The following is a 16,186-nucleotide window of genomic DNA, read 5'->3' on the forward strand; positions in this document are numbered from 1 at the left end:
AATCCTGCAATTCCAAAGCCGCTATCCGCCTCAATCAACAGGCCAGATCAATGGCTTGCGGATAGTTCACGGCCGACCAAATCGAAAATGCAAACTTAGGCTGTTGCGCGGTATCTCCTTCCACATCATCTCTTGCGCATACCTGCATTCCAAGGTGTTTGATCCTATGCTTCGCGAGGAGCAGGTAGGTCGCGACAGCTAGGCAATGTTCCAGCTGCCCTAGCGGAGGAGTCACGATTTTCCGGCAAGCTCCGTCGGCAGACGTTCCTTTCTGGCCTTGGCAAAGGCTCGGTCGCCTTCCAGAAACGCCGCCAGCATGAAAGGGATGAGTTCTGCCACGGTTTCAGACTGACCATAGGTCTGACGGTAAAGTGCAGCATACTCCTTGAGTGTTTGGCTCAGCTCCGCGCTGACGGTAATGGTGATCTTCGAAGCTGTTCGGTCCGGAAGTTTTCCAAGTTTCAGGTCAGCCATGATAACTCCTGCTCAACTGGCGTATGGCCGCAGCACGATGTCCTTGTGCACGATGACGCGCAGTGGCCAACCTGGGCGGACGACGATGGTGGGCTGGATATTGAGGTTTTTTTCGGTGATGCGCTGGCCGGCTCGACTGGCGTTCTGCTGGGCTGATTCCCGGATCGCCTTGACCAGATCGCTCTCGTTTTCGCCGAGGCTGAATTCTGTGCCGACACCGAGCAATGTGGCAAGCGCCACTCCCTTGATCATCTGCCAAGTGTGGAAATCGACTTCGTCTTCCAGCCCTGCGTAGCCGGCGGTGTCGCTCGCGGGCAGATTGTCGATTTCGGCCGACGAGCCGTCGGGCAGCAGAATGCGCTGCCAGACCAGCAGCGCTCGCTTTTGCCCGAACGCGACGACGCTGTCGTAGACGCCGATAAGACGTGAGCCCTGCGGAATCAGCAATATGTTGCCCGTGACCGTGTCGTGCACATTTTCGGTGACTTGCGCGACGACAAGGCCCGGCAAATCGGAATTGATGCCGGTGATCAGGCTGGCGGCAATCACGCTGCCAGCCATCAGTTGATATGGCGAGATCGGCGTCTGCAGCGCATGCGGATTGTAGATCCCGCCAGTGCTCCGCTGGCTGAGAAAATCAAGCTTTCGCTGCTGATTGTTCTGGTCGCCTTCCGCCGCCGCCACCGAGGCTGACGCGCGTCCTGCTTCGGATTGGGGAAGCGCCTCAAATGGATGCTGAGCAGTTTGCACGCTCTCTCCGACATCTGTCTTTTGAGCTCGATTTTCGACGCGGAAAAGCACCCGCGATTCACGCGCTTCGATCGCCTGCTGCGCTAGACGCTGCTCCTCGGCCGAGATGTCTTGGCCCGGCACGATGCCGAGCTGGCGCTGCCGCTCGAGGATGGGGCGGCCGAGGTCGCCCGGCAAAGGTAGCCCAAGGACGGGAGGCTTCGGCTTCATGCCGGAATAGTCATGGGGAAGCGTATCGAGCCCCTCGGCGGTTGGTTTGCGCTCAGTGTTGTAGAGATCTTCCGCCTGATCCCTGATGCGAAGGGCCGGCCCCTGGAGGGCGATCATGGTAACGCCGAAGACAGCGCCGGATCCGAGCGCTGCGATCGCGATGATCACACCGCGCCTGAACCGCACCACGCGGCGGGGAGAGGCCCGAAGCTGCAGTTCCTCGGGATCCAGTTTCGGCGGGATGCCAGAGCGGGAATTTTCGATCATGAGTCCTCACCTCGCCGGCTGCCGCGAAAGAGCGAGATCCGCCGTTGCGGTTGCCTGCCGTCAATCCTGCTGATGCGGATCACCTGCTGCCGCTTGGTGCCGAGGCGAAGTTCGGCCGCGGCGAAGAGCCGATCGACGATGTAATAGTTGCCGCGCACGCGATAGTTGACGAGCTCGCTGCTCCCATCTGCGCCGACGATGAAGAGTGGTGGCGCCTCGCCCTGATCTATGCGACGAGGGAACTCAATATAGACCTTGCTGCCGTCGTCGAAGGCTCGCGTCGGTCTCCAGGGCGGTGTGTCGCCACTGATTGAGTAGCGAAAGCGAAGGTTTTCGAGCGCGATATTCGACGCGACCGGTGTAACTGCCTCGGCTTGAGCATTGCGCTGGCGAAGCGCGATGATCTGGTCTTGGCTGTAGGTCCAGGAGATTGCCGCCATTGCGGTCTTCTCGGTGCTTTGAAGCTGCAAATGATAGGTCCGCCGGTCCGTCGTAATGACGACATTGGTGGCAAGACCCGGCGCGAAGGGTTTTACCAGAACATGGGTGCGCTGATTGTCACCGGTGCCGCTTGCGGTATCGCCAATGACCCAGCGCACGGTGTCGCCAGCCGACACGGCGGTTAGTTTCTCGCCCGGCTGCAGAGCGATGTCGGTCACGCGCTCCGGCGCGGCATAGAGTTGATAAAGCGCGCCATCGGTGAAGGGGTAGACTTGCACGGCATTAACATACCCGTACTTGGTGGGTTGCTGGGTCGCGGCTTTGTTGGCATCAGCGACGCGTTCTTCAGGGGGGCGCTTGTCCTCGGCCTTGCCGGGCTCGGGCTGCATTTGGCCAGGCAGCGGCAGTGGTTTTGGCACCTCGACAATTCTAATCGGCCTCTCCGGCGCCTTTTCGATCGCGGCCGGTTTGAAGTCGGCAGCGTCATAGGAAATCTCAGGCGGCGGCACCTTCTTCGATGCACAAGCGGAAACGACCGCTGCCGACACCGATAGGATCAGCACGGCACGAATCGGTGACATTTTACCTTTCATTGGTGGACTCCGTCGGAGAAAGGGGGGTTGGGACGGCGCTGTCGAGCTCGCGTGACCAGTCAATGGCATTGATGAAGACGCCGAGCGGATTCTTGCGCAGCTGATCCGTATTGCTTGGCGAGCGAATCACGATCGTGAGGATCGCAGTCCAGCGCATCGTGCTGGCAAGGCTTCCGCGCTCAAACACCTGCTCGGTCCATTTGACCTGGAATGAACTTTCGGAGGCTCTGACCACGCTGGTGACCTGTACCGAAACACTGCGCGTTCCGATCTGACCGAAGGGGTCGTTCGCCTTGGCGTATTCGTTGAGGAAGAGCGCTGCGCGATCGCTAGCAAAGTCGTACGCTGCCAACCAGTTCTGCCGTACCAAAACCGGATCGGTGGAAACGGAACGGACATTCTGGATGAAGCGGCCGAGATGCCAGGCGATCTGAGCATCCGAGGGCTCATAATTCCGGATCGCCGGCGCGACGGCGCGCGTCTCGCCGAAGCCATCGACCTCGACGACATAAGGCACGACACGGCTTTGCATCGACTGCCATACGAGTCCGCCGGAAAGCCCGGTCGCCAAGGCCAGGCAGCCAAGGGCCATGATCCGCCAGTTCCTGGCCTGCAGTCGAGATGAGCCGATGCGCTCGTCCCACAGCTGGGCGGCTTTTTGATACGGCGTGACCGGTTCGGGTGTTTTGCCGTAACGGTGCACGGGTCGCTTGAAGAGCATCTAGTCATCCTTGTCGTTGAGAGAGGGGGTGGCGCTGCCTCCCGGCCGGTCTCCGTCTCGGACAGCTTGCATGGCAGCGTGGCGATTTGCACGGGCGGTCTGTTCAGAACGTAGGCGCCTTGCCCACGTCGGCGCCGAAACAGTGGCCGAACCGGCAGAGCGTTCGGTCATTGGCGCTGTCGGCGTGCCGCCGGTCGCGGTCCACGCGGCATCGCGCCCGGCATCGGCGTTGCGCCCAACACTTGCAGTGGCGGATCGCGCTATGCGTATAGCGGCGCCGCCAGCTGCACTGGTTACACCATGCATTCCAGCAGCCACACCGGAGAGGCCAGCGTCGGGCGAGGTTGCGCGCCCGATCTGCCATGACGTGGAAGCAGCCGATCCCATTGTTGTGCCGGCTCGGATGGCGGCGACACCGCCGCTGGTTGCCATACGCGCGCCAGCAAATGCTGTGCCTCCAGCAACGAGTGATACACCCGCTGCCGCCGCGGTCGTGCCGAGGGCGGCGCCCGCCCCAAGCTGCGGTGCGCCTGAGACAAGACCCGACGCGATCCCCGGCCCAAAAATGCCAAGGCCAAGCAATGCCAGTGCGCCCAGTACCTGGGACATGGCACCGGCAAGATCCGGCTCCTTGCCTTGCAATGCGGAAGCGAACTCCCCGAAGAGCGTGGAGCCGATACCGACAATGACGGCGAGCACCATCACCTTGATGCCTGACGAGATAACATGGCCGAGCACGCGTTCGGCCAGGAACGCTGAACGGTTCCAAAGTGCGAATGGAACCAAAACAAAACCTGCCAGCGTGGTGAGCTTGAACTCAAGGATGGTGATGAAAAGCTGGATGGAAAGGATGAAGAAGGCGATGATGACCAGGAACCAGGCCATCAGCAGCACGAAGATGGTCAGTGCGTTGCCGAAGATTTCCGGGAAGCCCAGGAGCTGACTGGCTTGGTCAAGCATTGGCCAAGCACCTTCGAAACCGGTCGCGGCAATGCGGCCCGGGCGCAAGAGATTGTCTGCCGACAGATTGCCGGCCGACGCCTTAATCCCGAGACCGGCAAAAGAACGATAAACGATATCGGCGAGGTTCTTGAAATTGTTCAGAATGAAGGCGAAGACGCCAACATAGAGCACCTTGCGGACAAGCCGGCCGAGAACGCTGGTTTCGTCGCCGAGCGCCCACGCCAGGCCGGCAAGTGTGATGTCAATGCCGATCAGAATGGTAGTGAGGAAGGCGAGGTCGCCCGATAGCAGACCGAACCCGCTGTCGATGTAGCGGATGAAGGTCTCCATGAAGCGATCGATGACGCCAAGGTCGTTCATGCCGCTGCCTTTCTCGTCGTGATGAACTCGTGATTAATTGCCGGGATAAGCCGAGCCGGTACCCAAGAATCGCTTCGTCATCTCGCGGGCGGCTTCGTCTGACTGGGCCTTGCGGGCGGCATCCTCGGCCTCAGCTCGAAACTGCGTTGCGAGCAGCGTCTGGATCTGCATCTGCTGTTTTGTCGAAAGCGCCATCAGCTGGTTGGTGGCCTGGCTTGCCTGAAGCGCACCGGCCGCCCCTTGGCTGCGGTTGACGAGATCGGCGAGCAGATCGCCGTCGGCGCGGACGTTCTCGACGATTTGCGACTGGACACCCATGGTCTGGCGGAACGCCTGCATGGCGGTTTGCCAACGCTCCCGCGCAGCACTCGCCACATCGCTGACTTTGATCGTGGCGTCGTAGCTTTCCGGATATTGGCTGCGCCACTGGTCTTGAAGCTTGCCCAGATCAAAGCTGAGGCCACTCGCCTGGTCCATCAAGCCGTCGATGCGATGGAGCGAACCGGTGAGTTGGCCAACGGAAGAGAAATCCAGACGCTGAAGATTGCGCGCCATGTTCTGCAGCATGGTCGCCTGATTCTGCAGCGACTGGATCTGGTTGTTGATCTGCTCCAATGCGCGCGCGGCCGTCAGCACGTTCTGCGCATAATTGGACGGATCGAACACGATAAGGGCGTAGGCGGGCTGCACATAGTCGGCCATAGGCTTGGCGATCAGGGAAACGGTGATCAGGCCGGAGAGAAGGCGTCGCCGCATCATGAGAATTGCTCCTTGTCTGGTTGAGGGAATTGCTTGAGAAGTTCGCCGGCCCAATCGAGGCCGCGCGCGATCAGGAACTGCGAGGCAAAGCTGCCTTGCCCGTCTTCGGACATGATCCTGTCGATCAGAGTCTGCGTGGCCGGATCGGAAGCACCGCAAAGCGCAAGAGCGATGGGGCCAAGCTCGAGCTCGAACAGACGGTTGCCGCGGCGCGATTGCAGATAATACTGACGCTTCGGCGTGGCGCGGGCGATCAATTCGATCTGCCGCTCGCTTAAACCGAAGCGCTCGTAGGCTGTGCGCGCCTGGGGTTCCACGGCACGATCATTGGGAAGGAAAATGCGCTGCGGGCAGCTTTCGATGATTGCCGGCGCTATGCCAGAGCCCGCGATATCAGCCAGCGACTGCGTAGCGAAGACAACCGACACGTTCTTCTTTCGCAGCACCTTCAGCCATTCGCGGATGCGGGCGGCGAACAGCGGATTGTCGAGATAGACCCACGCCTCGTCGAGCATGATCAGCGTGGGCCGTCCGTCGAACCGTTCCTCAAGTCGCTGGAACAGATAGGTAAGCACCGGCAGCAAAGCGCTTTGGCTGTGCATTAACTCCTCGGTCTCGAAACACTGCACATCCGACAAGGCCAGCCCATCATGATCGGCATCGAGCAGGCGGCCGAAGGGACCGTCGAGCGTGTAGGGCATCAATGCGGTCTTCAGCGCATTGGATTGAAGCAGGACCGAAAGACCGGTCAGTGTGCGTTCCTGCGCCGGCGCGGTGGCAAGGCTGGCCAGCGCTGACCAAATAGCCTCCTTCACCTCCGGCGTGACGGTGACGTTCTCGTGGGCAACAAGGCTGGCGATCCATTCGGCCGCCCAGCTTCGGCTAGCCTGGTCGTTGATGCTGCGCAGTGGCTGAAAGGCAAGGGAACCGTCCGCTCCTAGCGCGTGGTGTTCTCCACCCATGGCAAGTGTTGCAGCACGGGCCGAATTGCCTTTGTCGAAGACATAAACCTGGGCGCCGGCGTAGCGCCTGAACTGCAGAGCAATCAGAGCAAGCAGAACCGACTTGCCGGCGCCGGTCGGACCAACAACCAGCATGTGGCCGACATCTTCGACGTGGGTGGAAAGCCGAAACGGTGTCGACCCACTGGTCTCGGCAACGAAAAGCGGTGGCGCTTCGGTTTGGGTGACTTTCGCGAGATGCTCGTTTGTCGCAGGACCGGCCCAAACCGACGACAGCGGCATGAGATGGGCAAGGTTCAATGTATGAACGAGCGGTTGGCGAACGTTAGCGTAGACATGGCCAGGCAATGAGCCGAGCCAAGCCTCGACCGCATTGACGCCTTCTCGGATCGTGGTGAAGCCGAGCCCATTGATGATGCGCTCGACCGCGCGAAGCTTCTCTGCAGCGGCTTGGCGATCCTCGCCCCACACCGTCACGGTGGTGGTGAGATAGCCGAAACTCACATGATCACCGCCCAATGCCTGAAGGGCTTCGTCGGCATCGAGCGCCTTGTTGTCGGCATCGCTATCGACAAGCGGGACCGGCTCGTTGGTAATGACCTCGCGTAGGATTGCCACGATCGATTTGCGCTTGGCAAACCACTGCCGGCGCAATCGCGTCAGCGTCTTCGTGGCTTCCGTTTTCTCGAGCGGAATGAAGCGCGTCATCCAGCGATAGGCGAAATCCTGATGATTGAGGGTATCGAGGATTCCGGGCCGGGTGAGGTTCGGAAAGCCGAGGATGGTCAGTGTGCGAAGATGCTGCTCACCCAGCATCGGCTCCAGGCCACCGGTAAGCGGCGCATCGACCAGGATTGCATCCAGATATATCGGCGTTTCCGGGGCCATGATAGGATGGCGACGAGGCGAAATCGTGCCGTGGAGGTAGGTCAACGTCTGAGCATCATCGAGGACGCGTACTTCGGACATGAAACCCGAGAAGAGATCGAGCACGCGGTTGGTCTCGTCACGGAACCTCGCCAGATCCTGGCGCCAGTCTCTTTCTCCTCGGGAATAATGAGAGTCGACGAGCGTGCTTTCTGCGCGCGCCTGGGCGTCCGGCGGTGGCATAAACACCAAGGTCAGATGATAGCGGCTCTCGTAGTGCGCTACCTTCCCCTCGAAAGCAGCGCGGCGTTCTTCGTCGACCAGCCACGACGCGGCGTCAGGAAAATGCGAGTTCGGATAGCCCAGCGCTTCTGTGCGCTCGGCCTCAAAGAACAATGCCCAGCCAGAGCCAAGGCGTCTGAGAGCATTGTTCGCCCGGGCGCAAATGCCGACGAGTTCAGCCTCCGTCGCACTTTCGAGATCCGGGCCGCGGAACCGCAACGTCCGCTGAAAGCTGCCGTCCTTGTTGAGCACGATGCCGGGCGCCACCAAGGCAGCCCAGGGTAGATGGTCGGCAAGCCGGTCGGCTTTGCTTCGATATTCCGAAAGGTTCAGCATGCAAGCCACCCCTTCAGACGTAGGTGGCGCACAAGCACGCTGGCGAAGTCCGGATCGCGTCTTGCGGCAAACACCGCTAACGAGTGGCCTGCGATCCAAAGCACCAGACCAGCAATCCATTGCTGCAAGCCGAAGCCAATGGCCGCGGCCACTGTACCGTTGAGGATCGCCACCGCGCGCGGAGCCCCGCCGAGCAGGATCGGCTCGGTCAGCGCCCGGTGGACCGGTACTGCGAAGCCCTCGATATGCTGCTCCCCGGCGGCCATCAGACGAGCGCCCCACCACCGAAGGAGAAGAAGGAGAGGAAGAAGCTCGATGCCGCGAAGGCGATCGACAGACCGAAGACGATCTGAATCAGGCGCCGAAAACCACCGGCGGTGTCGCCGAAGGCAAGCGTCAGGCCGGTGGTGATAATGATGATCACCGCAACGATCTTGGCGACCGGTCCCTGCACGGACTCCAGGATCTGCTGCAGCGGCTGCTCCCACGGCATGCCGGAGCCGGCGGCATAAACCGGGGCCGTGATAAGAAACGCGAGCGCTGTGGACGAAAGAAAGCGAAGCTTCTTGCGCATGAGGAAGGCCTTTCAAAGCTGCTGGAGTTGCGAAAGCGTGAGCGGGGCAACGGCGTAATCGCCGCTGCCGTCGAGACCGGTGACCTCGGCGATTGCGTCGATGTGGCGCGACGAGCCGCGTCCCGCTATGAAGACGATCAGATCTATCGCCTCAGCGATGAGCCGGCGGGGAACGGTGACCACCGCTTCCTGGGCGAGTTGCTCAATGCGATAGAGAGCCGAGCGCGCGGAATTGGCGTGTACGGTAGCGATGCCGCCTGGGTGCCCGGTGTTCCATGCCTTCAGCATGTCGAGCGCTTCCGCGCCCCTCACCTCGCCCACGATGATGCGGTCCGGCCTGAGCCTCAGCGTCGAGCGCACGAGATCGGCAAGGGTGACCGAGCCCCGCCTTGTTCTCAGGGCAACGCAGTCCCTGGCCGCGCACTGCAGTTCGCGTGTGTCCTCGATCAGGATCACCCGATCGTCGCATTCGGCGACTTCAGCCAGCAGAGCGTTGGCGAGTGTTGTCTTCCCCGAGGAAGTGCCGCCGGCGATCAGCATGTTGCGCCGCTCGCGGACGGCCTTTTTCAGCGCATCGGCCTGCAGCGGCAGCATGATGCGTTCGGCAACATAGTCGGCCAGGGTGTAGACTTTCGCGGCGGGCTTGCGGATGGCAAAACATGGCGCCAACACCACAGGTGGCAGCAGGCCTTCGAAGCGTTCGCCAGACGGCAATTCGGCACTGACGATCGGGTTGTCGGCGTGCGCCTCGGCGCGCACGTGCGAAGCAACCAGGCGGATGATACGTTCTGCCTCGGACGGGTGCATGTGAACGTCGGTATCGACCCGACCTTCGCCTAACCGGTCGAGTCGCAGCGCGCCGTCGGGATTGACCATCACCTCGATGACGGACGGATCGGCCAGGGCTTCGGTGATTGCCGGACCCATGGCGGTGCGCAGCATGACACGCCGCCGGTGGTCGGCCTCGGGATGAGAGCTCATCCTTCCCCTCCCCCACCATTGTCTTTGCTAAGCGACTTTTTGCCGGAAGCGATCTGGCGGCCGACCTTCTCAACGAATTTCTCGAAACGCTCTTGGGCAATAGCCTGCGTTGCCCGATCCGGGACCGGCGTGTGGGCGTGAAGGGTGATCGAAAAGCGGATGAAGAGCGCCAGGCTCTCCAGGATCACCTCGGAATCGCGCCTGACGTGGGCAAGATCGCGGGAGAGCCGGTCAAGCCTTACGCCGTAGCGCCGATCGAACTCGCTCTCGCCACGCCGCTCGATGAACGCCTCGATCGCCTTCCCCACGATCGCTGATTTGGTCGTTGACGGATCGCGACTGAGGTTGTCCAGTTTCTCGCTGAGCTCCGGCTCAAGCAGAAACTGATGGCGAATGCGGTGCGGCTTCATGCGGATCGTTCCGACGGCCCGGCGTTGCGCCGGCGACGGGAGAAGCATCGGCCAGACGCTCAAAATTGCTTATGGCCGTTATCTACGCTGAGGTGCGCTCTGCAACTCAGCGGACTTCAGAAGCCGGGAATGACATCGTCGCCCCTGCCCTCGTTGATACCGTAGACGCGGGCCGCAGTGGAAATCCGATCCATGACACGCTTGTCCGCGAGCGCTTCGCTGTCATCGTCTGCGGGCTTGTACAGATCGGCCTGATCGGGCTCTTGAGAGACAACAACGTCTTCTTCGGGCAGGCTTGGATGGCGTTGCTGCTGAACGCCTCCCTCGTCTTCAACTGGCGCGTCGGCGCTTTCCTCGTCCGCAGCAAGTCGGCTATCGACGCTGCACACTTGTCCAGTCCAGCCGTCCGGGCGTGATGCAGGGCAGTCCGCATAGGGTCCGTCGTGCAGCACCGGCGCAGGCAGCACCCGATCTGTGAAATTCTGATCCTGATAATAGCGCAGCTTCTTGGCGCGGATCGGCGGCAACCCAGAAACCAGGACCAATTCGTCTGACGGCGGCAATTGCATCACCTCGCCTGGCGTCAGGAGCGGGCGCGCGGTTTCCTGGCGGCTCACCATGACATGTGAAAGCCAGGGCGCAAGCCGATGGCCCGCATAGTTGCGCATCGACCTAAGTTCGGTTGCGGTGCCGAGGGCATCCGAGATGCGCTTGGCCGTGCGTTCGTCATTGGAGGAAAAGGCAATTCGCACGTGGCAATTGTCGAGAATAGCATTGTTCTCGCCATAGGCCTTTGAAACCTGGTTCAAAGATTGTGCGATCAGATAGGAGCGAATGCCATAACCTGCCATGAAGGCGAGCGCCGTTTCGAAGAAGTCGAGGCGACCGAGCGCCGGAAACTCGTCCAGCATCATGAGCAGCTGATGCTTACGGCTCTTCTTCGGGTCCCCCTCCAGACGCTCCGTCAACCGCCTGCCGATCTGGTTCAAGATCAGTCGCACAAAAGGCTTGGTGCGCGAGATATCCGAAGGCGGCACGACCAGATAGAGCGACAGCGGTCGCTCTCCATCCACTAGGTCAGCGATGCGCCAGTCGCAGGACGAAGTGGCCGCCGCGACCGTTGGATCACGATAAAGCCCGAGAAAGGACATGGCGGTCGAGAGGACGCCTGAGCGCTCGTTTTCCGACTTGTTCAGGAGTTCGCGAGCCGCCGAGGCCACTACGGGATGGACCTGAGGGTTATGCCCCGTCCCGAGATGGTTTGTCGTCATCATCCGCCGTAGCGTTGCGGCAAACGAGCGTTGCGGGTCCGACAGGAAGGTGGCGACGCGGGCCAGCGTCTTGTCCTCTTCAGCGTAGAGCACGTGCAAAATGGCGCCAACTAGGAGTGAATGGCTGGTCTTCTCCCAGTGGTTCCGTCGCTCCAGCGCGCCCTCGGGATCGACGAGGATGTCGGCGATGTTTTGAACGTCCCGGATCTCATCTGGGCCTTTGCGCACCTCCAGCAGCGGGTTGTAGCGTGCCGATCTCGGGTCGGTCGGATTGAACAGAAGGCAGTACGAGAATTTCGACCGCCAGCCGGAGGTCAACTGCCAATTTTCGCCTTTTATATCATGAATGATGGCAGACCCGGTCCAGGAAAGTAGCGTTGGAACAACCAGCCCCACGCCCTTGCCCGAACGCGTCGGCGCAAATGCCATGACGTGCTCCGGGCCGTCATGGCGCAGATAGCGATCGTTCAGCCTACCGAGGAAAACGCCCGCCGGCCGTAACAACCCTGCCGTCTCGACCTCATGAGTCGTGGCCCACCGTGAAGACCCATAGGTCGTAACCGACCCGCGCTGTCGCGCGCGCAAAAGCGAGCCAGCGATTGCGGCGGCACAACCCAGGAATCCGCTGGCGCCTGCAAGCGTACCGGCTTTGTCGAAGACCTCCGGCGCATAAGCATCGAAGTGGAACCACCATTCAAACAGCTTCCACGGCTTGTAGATTGGCCAGCCGGCGAAGAGAAACCATGGTGCGCCGAGAGGCGTCTGGTAGGTCAGCATTTGAGCGCACCATTGGGTTGCCGTCCATACGCCGATAATGACAATTGCGCACACAACGGCGATCTGCCCGATCAGTAGCTTCGTAGGTGTCATCGGCTTGGCCCGCTGAACAACGCGACCTAGCATCGCGCGGCGCAGCCGGGACAGGAATGTTCCTCACATACGATTTGGGAGCAATGAACGACTTCCTACGTATGCAGGTCGGTCAGCACGCGTGTTGCGCCTTCACGCGACACCATCCGCCACTCCATCCTTTCCATTCACCCTGAGGCCCGGCGCCGCCGACAGTTGCGTGACCGCTCCTCCGCAAAGTTATCTTCTGCGTTCAGGGAGCCACGGCGCCTGGGCTGGCTGATGAACACCGTCCGCTCGCGCATGTGGGGTCGAATTGATTTGTGCCCAAGTGGAGGCAGGCTCGTCTTCCAACAGTTGCCGCAGTTCCCCTGGCTCGAACGCCATCATCGGTGGGGAAGCGGGTTCATCCTCCAACAGTTGCCGCAGTTCCCCTGGCTCGAACGCCATCATCGGTGGGGAAGCGGGTTCATCCTCCAACAGCTGCCGCAGTTCCCCTGGCTCGAACGCCATCATTGGTGGGGAGGCAGGCTCGTCCTCCAACAGTTGCCGCAGTTCCCCTGGCTCGAACGCCATCATTGGTGGGGAGGCAGGTTCGTCCTCCAACAGTTGCCGCAGTTCCCCTGGCTCGAACGCCATCATTGGTGGGGAGGCAGGCTCGTCTTCCAACAGTTGCCGCAGTTCCCCTGGCTCGAATGCCATCATCGGTGGGGAGGCGGGTTCATCCTCCAGCAGCTGCCGCGGCTCTTCCTCGTGCGGCAAGCGCCTCCTTAGCCGGTCTTGCAGCGCCTGCCGATCGGCAACGAGGTTGTCGAGGGGCAGCGGCTCGTGGTCTGGCCGCTGCCCTTTCACCAATCGTTCAACCAGCGCCCACGTGCCCTCCAGGACAAATACGCCGCAATCATAATGGTTCGTCTGTCTGGCCATGGGGGCTGGCGCCAAGGTGGCATTCAGCAGTCCTGCGAGCTGTTTTGCAGGCACGTCGTTATATCCCTCTCGCTGGAGGGAGTCGTAGTGATAGGCGAACCGCCTTTCCGGGTCGCGGCGATCAACGAGCAGCAGCGACCAATGGGTGCCGGGGCTAGTAGCCGTGCCATTATTCACTGGCAAGAACAGGAAGTCGGCTGTGGCGTTGTTTTGATTATAGATGGACTGCAATATGCCTCGAGCGTCTTGCGGCGACGTGTGTCGCAGTAGATGGGATACGGAAGGATCCACCAGCCGAGTCCGGGCAGCGAGCGCCGGATTGATCCCCTGCAGTTGCCCCTCCAGCAAATTGTAATCTCTCTGGATATGGGCGTCGCTCAGCCATTCGGCGGCGCCGAGCACCCGCCCCGTTGCAACGTTGGACGGGGCTGTCGGATCGAGCGCCCCGATCTGAGCCCCAGAGGAACTGGTAGTCAGTGTGGTCACATCAACCAGTGGAAGGCCGCGGTAGGTGCCTGGCAGCCTAGCGGTTGCTGGCGAGGCGGGTTGGGGAGCTCTTGCCGGTGCCGCTGGCCCAGCTTCAGCAGCGGCCCCAACGCGCCTGGTGACTGCGTCTGCCGGATGAGCAGAAAGGACAGTTTCGCGCCCGAGCACAATGCGCGGCAGGATATCCCGGAGGTGAGCCAATGCAGAACTGATACTTAGCCTATTACCATAGGAGACAGCCTTGAAGCTCTCAACATCTTTATCCAGCGATTTGTCGTGAATCCGAGCCGCAATCCCAAGCTTGTTATTTTGACGCAGGTACTGACTAAAATGTCTAAGAAAATTTGTATAGCCGCCCACGGTATCTGGATTCCGTCCGGTCGCAGGCGCTGCCAGGTACTCCTTGGTCGAAGCGGCTCTGTAATTTCTAATGAGCTCGGCATCGTCAGGATAGGGGATCACGACAGGGCGAGCCATAATCGGGGCTCCGCCTGTCGACTTCTTGAGGTAACGCAGTGCGCCAGCCACGGTGGAGGAACCACCCGTACTCTCGTACTCCTTGAGATCCTGATCCAGCGACGAATGGTAAAGCCGAGCAGCAAACCCTGGCTTGTTGTTTTGAAGGAGCCACCGACTAAAGCCGAAAAGAGAATTTACATTGTAAGTGACCGTGTTCGCTTTGGCCTTACCCGCGTGGAATGCTGCCCTCAGCCCTTCGATAGCGGTCGCATCGTTGGAATAGACAGGACGCTTGTCGGCACCGTCGGGGACTACAATTGGACGATCCGGCTGCACTGTCGAGGGCATCGACCCACCACCTCCGGGATGCGGTGCTGGGGTGGATTCGTGCTCATCCCTCTGCCTGACGAGCTGCGCCTCACATTCCGGTGTAGCCACCTCATGAGGATCCTGCATCGGTTCGATCCCCTCCATCTCCTGCTGCAACCAAGCCAAAGCTTGGCGAGCGGCCTGCGCGGCTTCATCAACCGCGGAGGATGTCTCCACACCTCTGGCGGACGCCGGCAGAGCCTGCTCCGCCCGCCGTCGAAAGAGCTCTGGCGAGGCGGATTTCTCCGCCCACAATCTGGGCTGCGTAGCGAGTCCCCGTCCAGATTTATGTGGCACCGCCTCGCTTGGCAGCGGGCTGCTCCTGTCCCGTGCAGCTACCAGCTCCTCCGGGGCGCCCTGGTCGCCGTGGCGCCAGTTCAAGTGAGGGACGGCCTCTCCAAAGTCGGGCGCTTGGTGTTGGTGCGCGGTTGGGGCGAGAGACAATGGTAGATCGGTGCCCTCCTTATAACCTACCGGCAGGAGCTCCTCTGGCCAATCGAATCCCTGCTGTGGTGCGGTATGCTGAGCAGCGTCGCCACGGGGACGAGCCTCCATGCTGACCGCGTTTTCCAGATGATTCCCGAGTATAACGCGCGGCGGGTTCTTGCGGAGATAAACCAGCGCAGATTCGATCGGAGCTCCACCATTAGAGGAGGCGGCCTTGTAGCTCTCAACATCTTTATCCAGCGATTTATCGTAAATGCGACCCGCAATTCCGAGCTTGTCATTTTGACGTAGGTAATGACTGAAATGGTTAAGAGCAGTTGCGTAGCCGCTCGCGGATCTGAAATGTCTGGTGAGCGCGGCGTCGTCAGGATGGGGGTTCAGGACAGCGCGACCCACAATCGGGCCGGCTCCGCCCATCGACTTCATCAATTGACGCAGTGCGCCAGCCACGGTGGAGGAACCACCCCTACTCTCGTACTCCTCGAGATCCTGGCTCAGCGACGGATGGTAAAGCCGAGCAGCAAGCCCTGGCTTGTTGTTTTGAAAGAGCCAACGACTAAAGCCGAAAAGAGAATTTGTGCTGCGAGTGACCGTGTCCGGCCTGGCTTTACCCGCAAGGAGTGCTGACTTCAGCCCTTCGATGGCGGTGGCATCGTTGGAATAAACAGGACGCTTGTCGGCACCGTCGGGGACCACAATTGGACGATCCGGCTGCACTGTCGAGGGCATCGACCCGTCGAGATGCGGTGCTGGGGTGTATTCGTGCTCGTCCCCCTGCATCACAAGTTGCGCCTCCCGTTCCGATGTACCCACCTGATCGGTGGGGAGTTGCATCATCACGCGAGCGCCTGAGTTGCCAACCTCACCTGGTTGCCGCTCAGTGACAGCATGCTGCAGATTGCTTTGGATCCTCTGCCTCTTCGTTGGTCTCAACTCACCTTTACCATGCGAGCCATTGACGAGGACCTCCTCGCCTAGCGCACCCATCAACTCGTCCGCCGCCTGCAGTTCGCCCAAGTGCTGCTCAAAACCGGCTTGGCCGGCCTGTCCGCTTGCTCGTGCGGTACGGCGTGCTGCACCTGCAGCCAAGCTGCCACGATGAATGTCTAGTTTGTACGGGTGCACGCTATCCTCACTTCCACAGATCACATGAGCAACCTACTCAGGCAAGCTTTCGAGAGGCTGACGAGGTCCGCCGCCGCGGAAGGCGAAGGCTGGTTTTCTGCTCAGCGGTTGACGGCCTCGCGTGTTGCGGCCGCGCCGGGTATCACGCCAATCAATCTGAATAGTCGATGCGTCAAACGAACCAGGATGGGATTTTCGTAGCGGGGCTGCTCTACTCACTCTTGTCCTGAGGGCAGAATTCAACCATATCGCCGAGCAACTGGATGCCGATTGGATACCCGATCCGGAAAGCTTCAGCTCATA

At 60.8% G+C, this 16,186-nt stretch carries 14 protein-coding genes; 1 reads left to right on the plus strand and 13 read right to left on the minus strand.

Features of this window, described 5'->3' with window-relative positions; all coding sequences use genetic code 11:
* Nucleotides 1-202, plus strand: a 202-nt coding sequence (locus tag P9236_RS28390; protein WP_206520515.1) for a hypothetical protein, incomplete at its 5' end; no start/stop codon positions are given.
* 29 nt (nt 203-231) lie between these two features.
* On the opposite strand, the gene P9236_RS28395 is transcribed toward P9236_RS28390, so the two are convergent.
* The 13 genes from P9236_RS28395 to P9236_RS28455 all read right to left on the minus strand — a co-directional run bounded on the left by P9236_RS28395 (nt 232) and on the right by P9236_RS28455 (nt 15,775).
* A complete protein-coding gene (locus tag P9236_RS28395) occupies nt 232-474 on the minus strand; it encodes a DUF2274 domain-containing protein (RefSeq protein ID WP_024502859.1) in 243 nt (80 codons plus the stop codon).
* A 12-nt stretch (nt 475-486) separates the two neighbouring features.
* Nucleotides 487-1,701, minus strand: coding sequence for a TrbI/VirB10 family protein (locus P9236_RS28400; protein ID WP_063169228.1), 1,215 nt, complete (start codon nt 1,699-1,701; stop codon nt 487-489).
* Nucleotides 1,698-2,723: a P-type conjugative transfer protein TrbG gene (gene trbG, locus P9236_RS28405; RefSeq protein WP_164548809.1), complete on the minus strand. Its 1,026-nt coding sequence runs from the start codon at nt 2,721-2,723 to the stop codon at nt 1,698-1,700. The genes P9236_RS28400 and trbG overlap by 4 nt, the downstream gene beginning before the upstream one ends.
* A gap of 1 nt (nt 2,724) precedes the next feature.
* Nucleotides 2,725-3,456, minus strand: coding sequence for a conjugal transfer protein TrbF (trbF, locus tag P9236_RS28410; RefSeq protein WP_063169230.1), 732 nt, complete (start codon nt 3,454-3,456; stop codon nt 2,725-2,727).
* Nucleotides 3,457-4,779, minus strand: a complete 1,323-nt coding sequence (gene trbL, locus P9236_RS28415; protein WP_063169231.1) for a P-type conjugative transfer protein TrbL — start codon at nt 4,777-4,779, stop codon at nt 3,457-3,459.
* Nucleotides 4,780-4,812: 33 nt separating this feature from the next.
* The gene (gene trbJ, locus P9236_RS28420; RefSeq protein ID WP_024502854.1) at nt 4,813-5,538 is read right to left on the minus strand and encodes a P-type conjugative transfer protein TrbJ; all 726 of its coding nucleotides are present in this window, start codon (nt 5,536-5,538) and stop codon (nt 4,813-4,815) included.
* Nucleotides 5,535-7,985, minus strand: a complete 2,451-nt coding sequence (gene trbE, locus P9236_RS28425) for a conjugal transfer protein TrbE (protein WP_063169232.1) — start codon at nt 7,983-7,985, stop codon at nt 5,535-5,537. Before trbE ends, trbJ begins: the two co-directional genes overlap by 4 nt.
* Complete coding sequence (locus P9236_RS28430) at nt 7,979-8,251, minus strand: VirB3 family type IV secretion system protein (protein WP_024502852.1); 273 nt, start codon at nt 8,249-8,251, stop codon at nt 7,979-7,981. The genes trbE and P9236_RS28430 overlap by 7 nt, the downstream gene beginning before the upstream one ends.
* Complete coding sequence (locus tag P9236_RS28435; protein ID WP_024502851.1) at nt 8,251-8,559, minus strand: TrbC/VirB2 family protein; 309 nt, start codon at nt 8,557-8,559, stop codon at nt 8,251-8,253. The genes P9236_RS28430 and P9236_RS28435 overlap by 1 nt, the downstream gene beginning before the upstream one ends.
* Nucleotides 8,560-8,571: 12 nt before the next feature.
* Complete coding sequence (gene trbB / locus P9236_RS28440; protein ID WP_024502850.1) at nt 8,572-9,540, minus strand: P-type conjugative transfer ATPase TrbB; 969 nt, start codon at nt 9,538-9,540, stop codon at nt 8,572-8,574.
* On the minus strand, nt 9,537-9,950 hold the full coding sequence (locus tag P9236_RS28445; RefSeq protein WP_063170364.1) for a CopG family transcriptional regulator: 414 nt from the start codon (nt 9,948-9,950) through the stop codon (nt 9,537-9,539). The genes trbB and P9236_RS28445 overlap by 4 nt, the downstream gene beginning before the upstream one ends.
* Nucleotides 9,951-10,066: 116 nt before the next feature.
* Nucleotides 10,067-12,091, minus strand: a complete 2,025-nt coding sequence (locus P9236_RS28450; protein ID WP_063169233.1) for a conjugal transfer protein TraG — start codon at nt 12,089-12,091, stop codon at nt 10,067-10,069.
* A gap of 219 nt (nt 12,092-12,310) precedes the next feature.
* On the minus strand, nt 12,311-15,775 hold the full coding sequence (locus P9236_RS28455) for a Ulp1 family isopeptidase (RefSeq protein ID WP_063169234.1): 3,465 nt from the start codon (nt 15,773-15,775) through the stop codon (nt 12,311-12,313).
* Between the last annotated feature and the right edge of the window lie 411 nt (nt 15,776-16,186).

Origin of the sequence: Mesorhizobium sp. WSM4884 (assembly GCF_029625675.1) — a bacterium.
Lineage (GTDB): Bacteria > Pseudomonadota > Alphaproteobacteria > Rhizobiales > Rhizobiaceae > Mesorhizobium.

Excerpts from the sequence above, each read along its gene's own strand:
- P9236_RS28435 (WP_024502851.1), bottom strand. The coding sequence starts at position 8,559 with ATGCGCAAGAAGCTTCGCTTTCTTTCGTCCACAGCGCTCGCGTTTCTT.
- P9236_RS28450 (WP_063169233.1), bottom strand. The coding sequence starts at position 12,091 with ATGACACCTACGAAGCTACTGATCGGGCAGATCGCCGTTGTGTGCGCA.
- trbL (WP_063169231.1), bottom strand. The coding sequence starts at position 4,779 with ATGAACGACCTTGGCGTCATCGATCGCTTCATGGAGACCTTCATCCGC.
- P9236_RS28430 (WP_024502852.1), bottom strand. The coding sequence starts at position 8,251 with ATGGCCGCCGGGGAGCAGCATATCGAGGGCTTCGCAGTACCGGTCCAC.
- trbB (WP_024502850.1), bottom strand. The coding sequence starts at position 9,540 with ATGAGCTCTCATCCCGAGGCCGACCACCGGCGGCGTGTCATGCTGCGC.
- trbG (WP_164548809.1), bottom strand. The coding sequence starts at position 2,723 with ATGTCACCGATTCGTGCCGTGCTGATCCTATCGGTGTCGGCAGCGGTC.
- trbF (WP_063169230.1), bottom strand. The coding sequence starts at position 3,456 with ATGCTCTTCAAGCGACCCGTGCACCGTTACGGCAAAACACCCGAACCG.
- P9236_RS28395 (WP_024502859.1), bottom strand. The coding sequence starts at position 474 with ATGGCTGACCTGAAACTTGGAAAACTTCCGGACCGAACAGCTTCGAAG.
- trbJ (WP_024502854.1), bottom strand. The coding sequence starts at position 5,538 with ATGATGCGGCGACGCCTTCTCTCCGGCCTGATCACCGTTTCCCTGATC.
- P9236_RS28445 (WP_063170364.1), bottom strand. The coding sequence starts at position 9,950 with ATGAAGCCGCACCGCATTCGCCATCAGTTTCTGCTTGAGCCGGAGCTC.
- P9236_RS28400 (WP_063169228.1), bottom strand. The coding sequence starts at position 1,701 with ATGATCGAAAATTCCCGCTCTGGCATCCCGCCGAAACTGGATCCCGAG.
- trbE (WP_063169232.1), bottom strand. The coding sequence starts at position 7,985 with ATGCTGAACCTTTCGGAATATCGAAGCAAAGCCGACCGGCTTGCCGAC.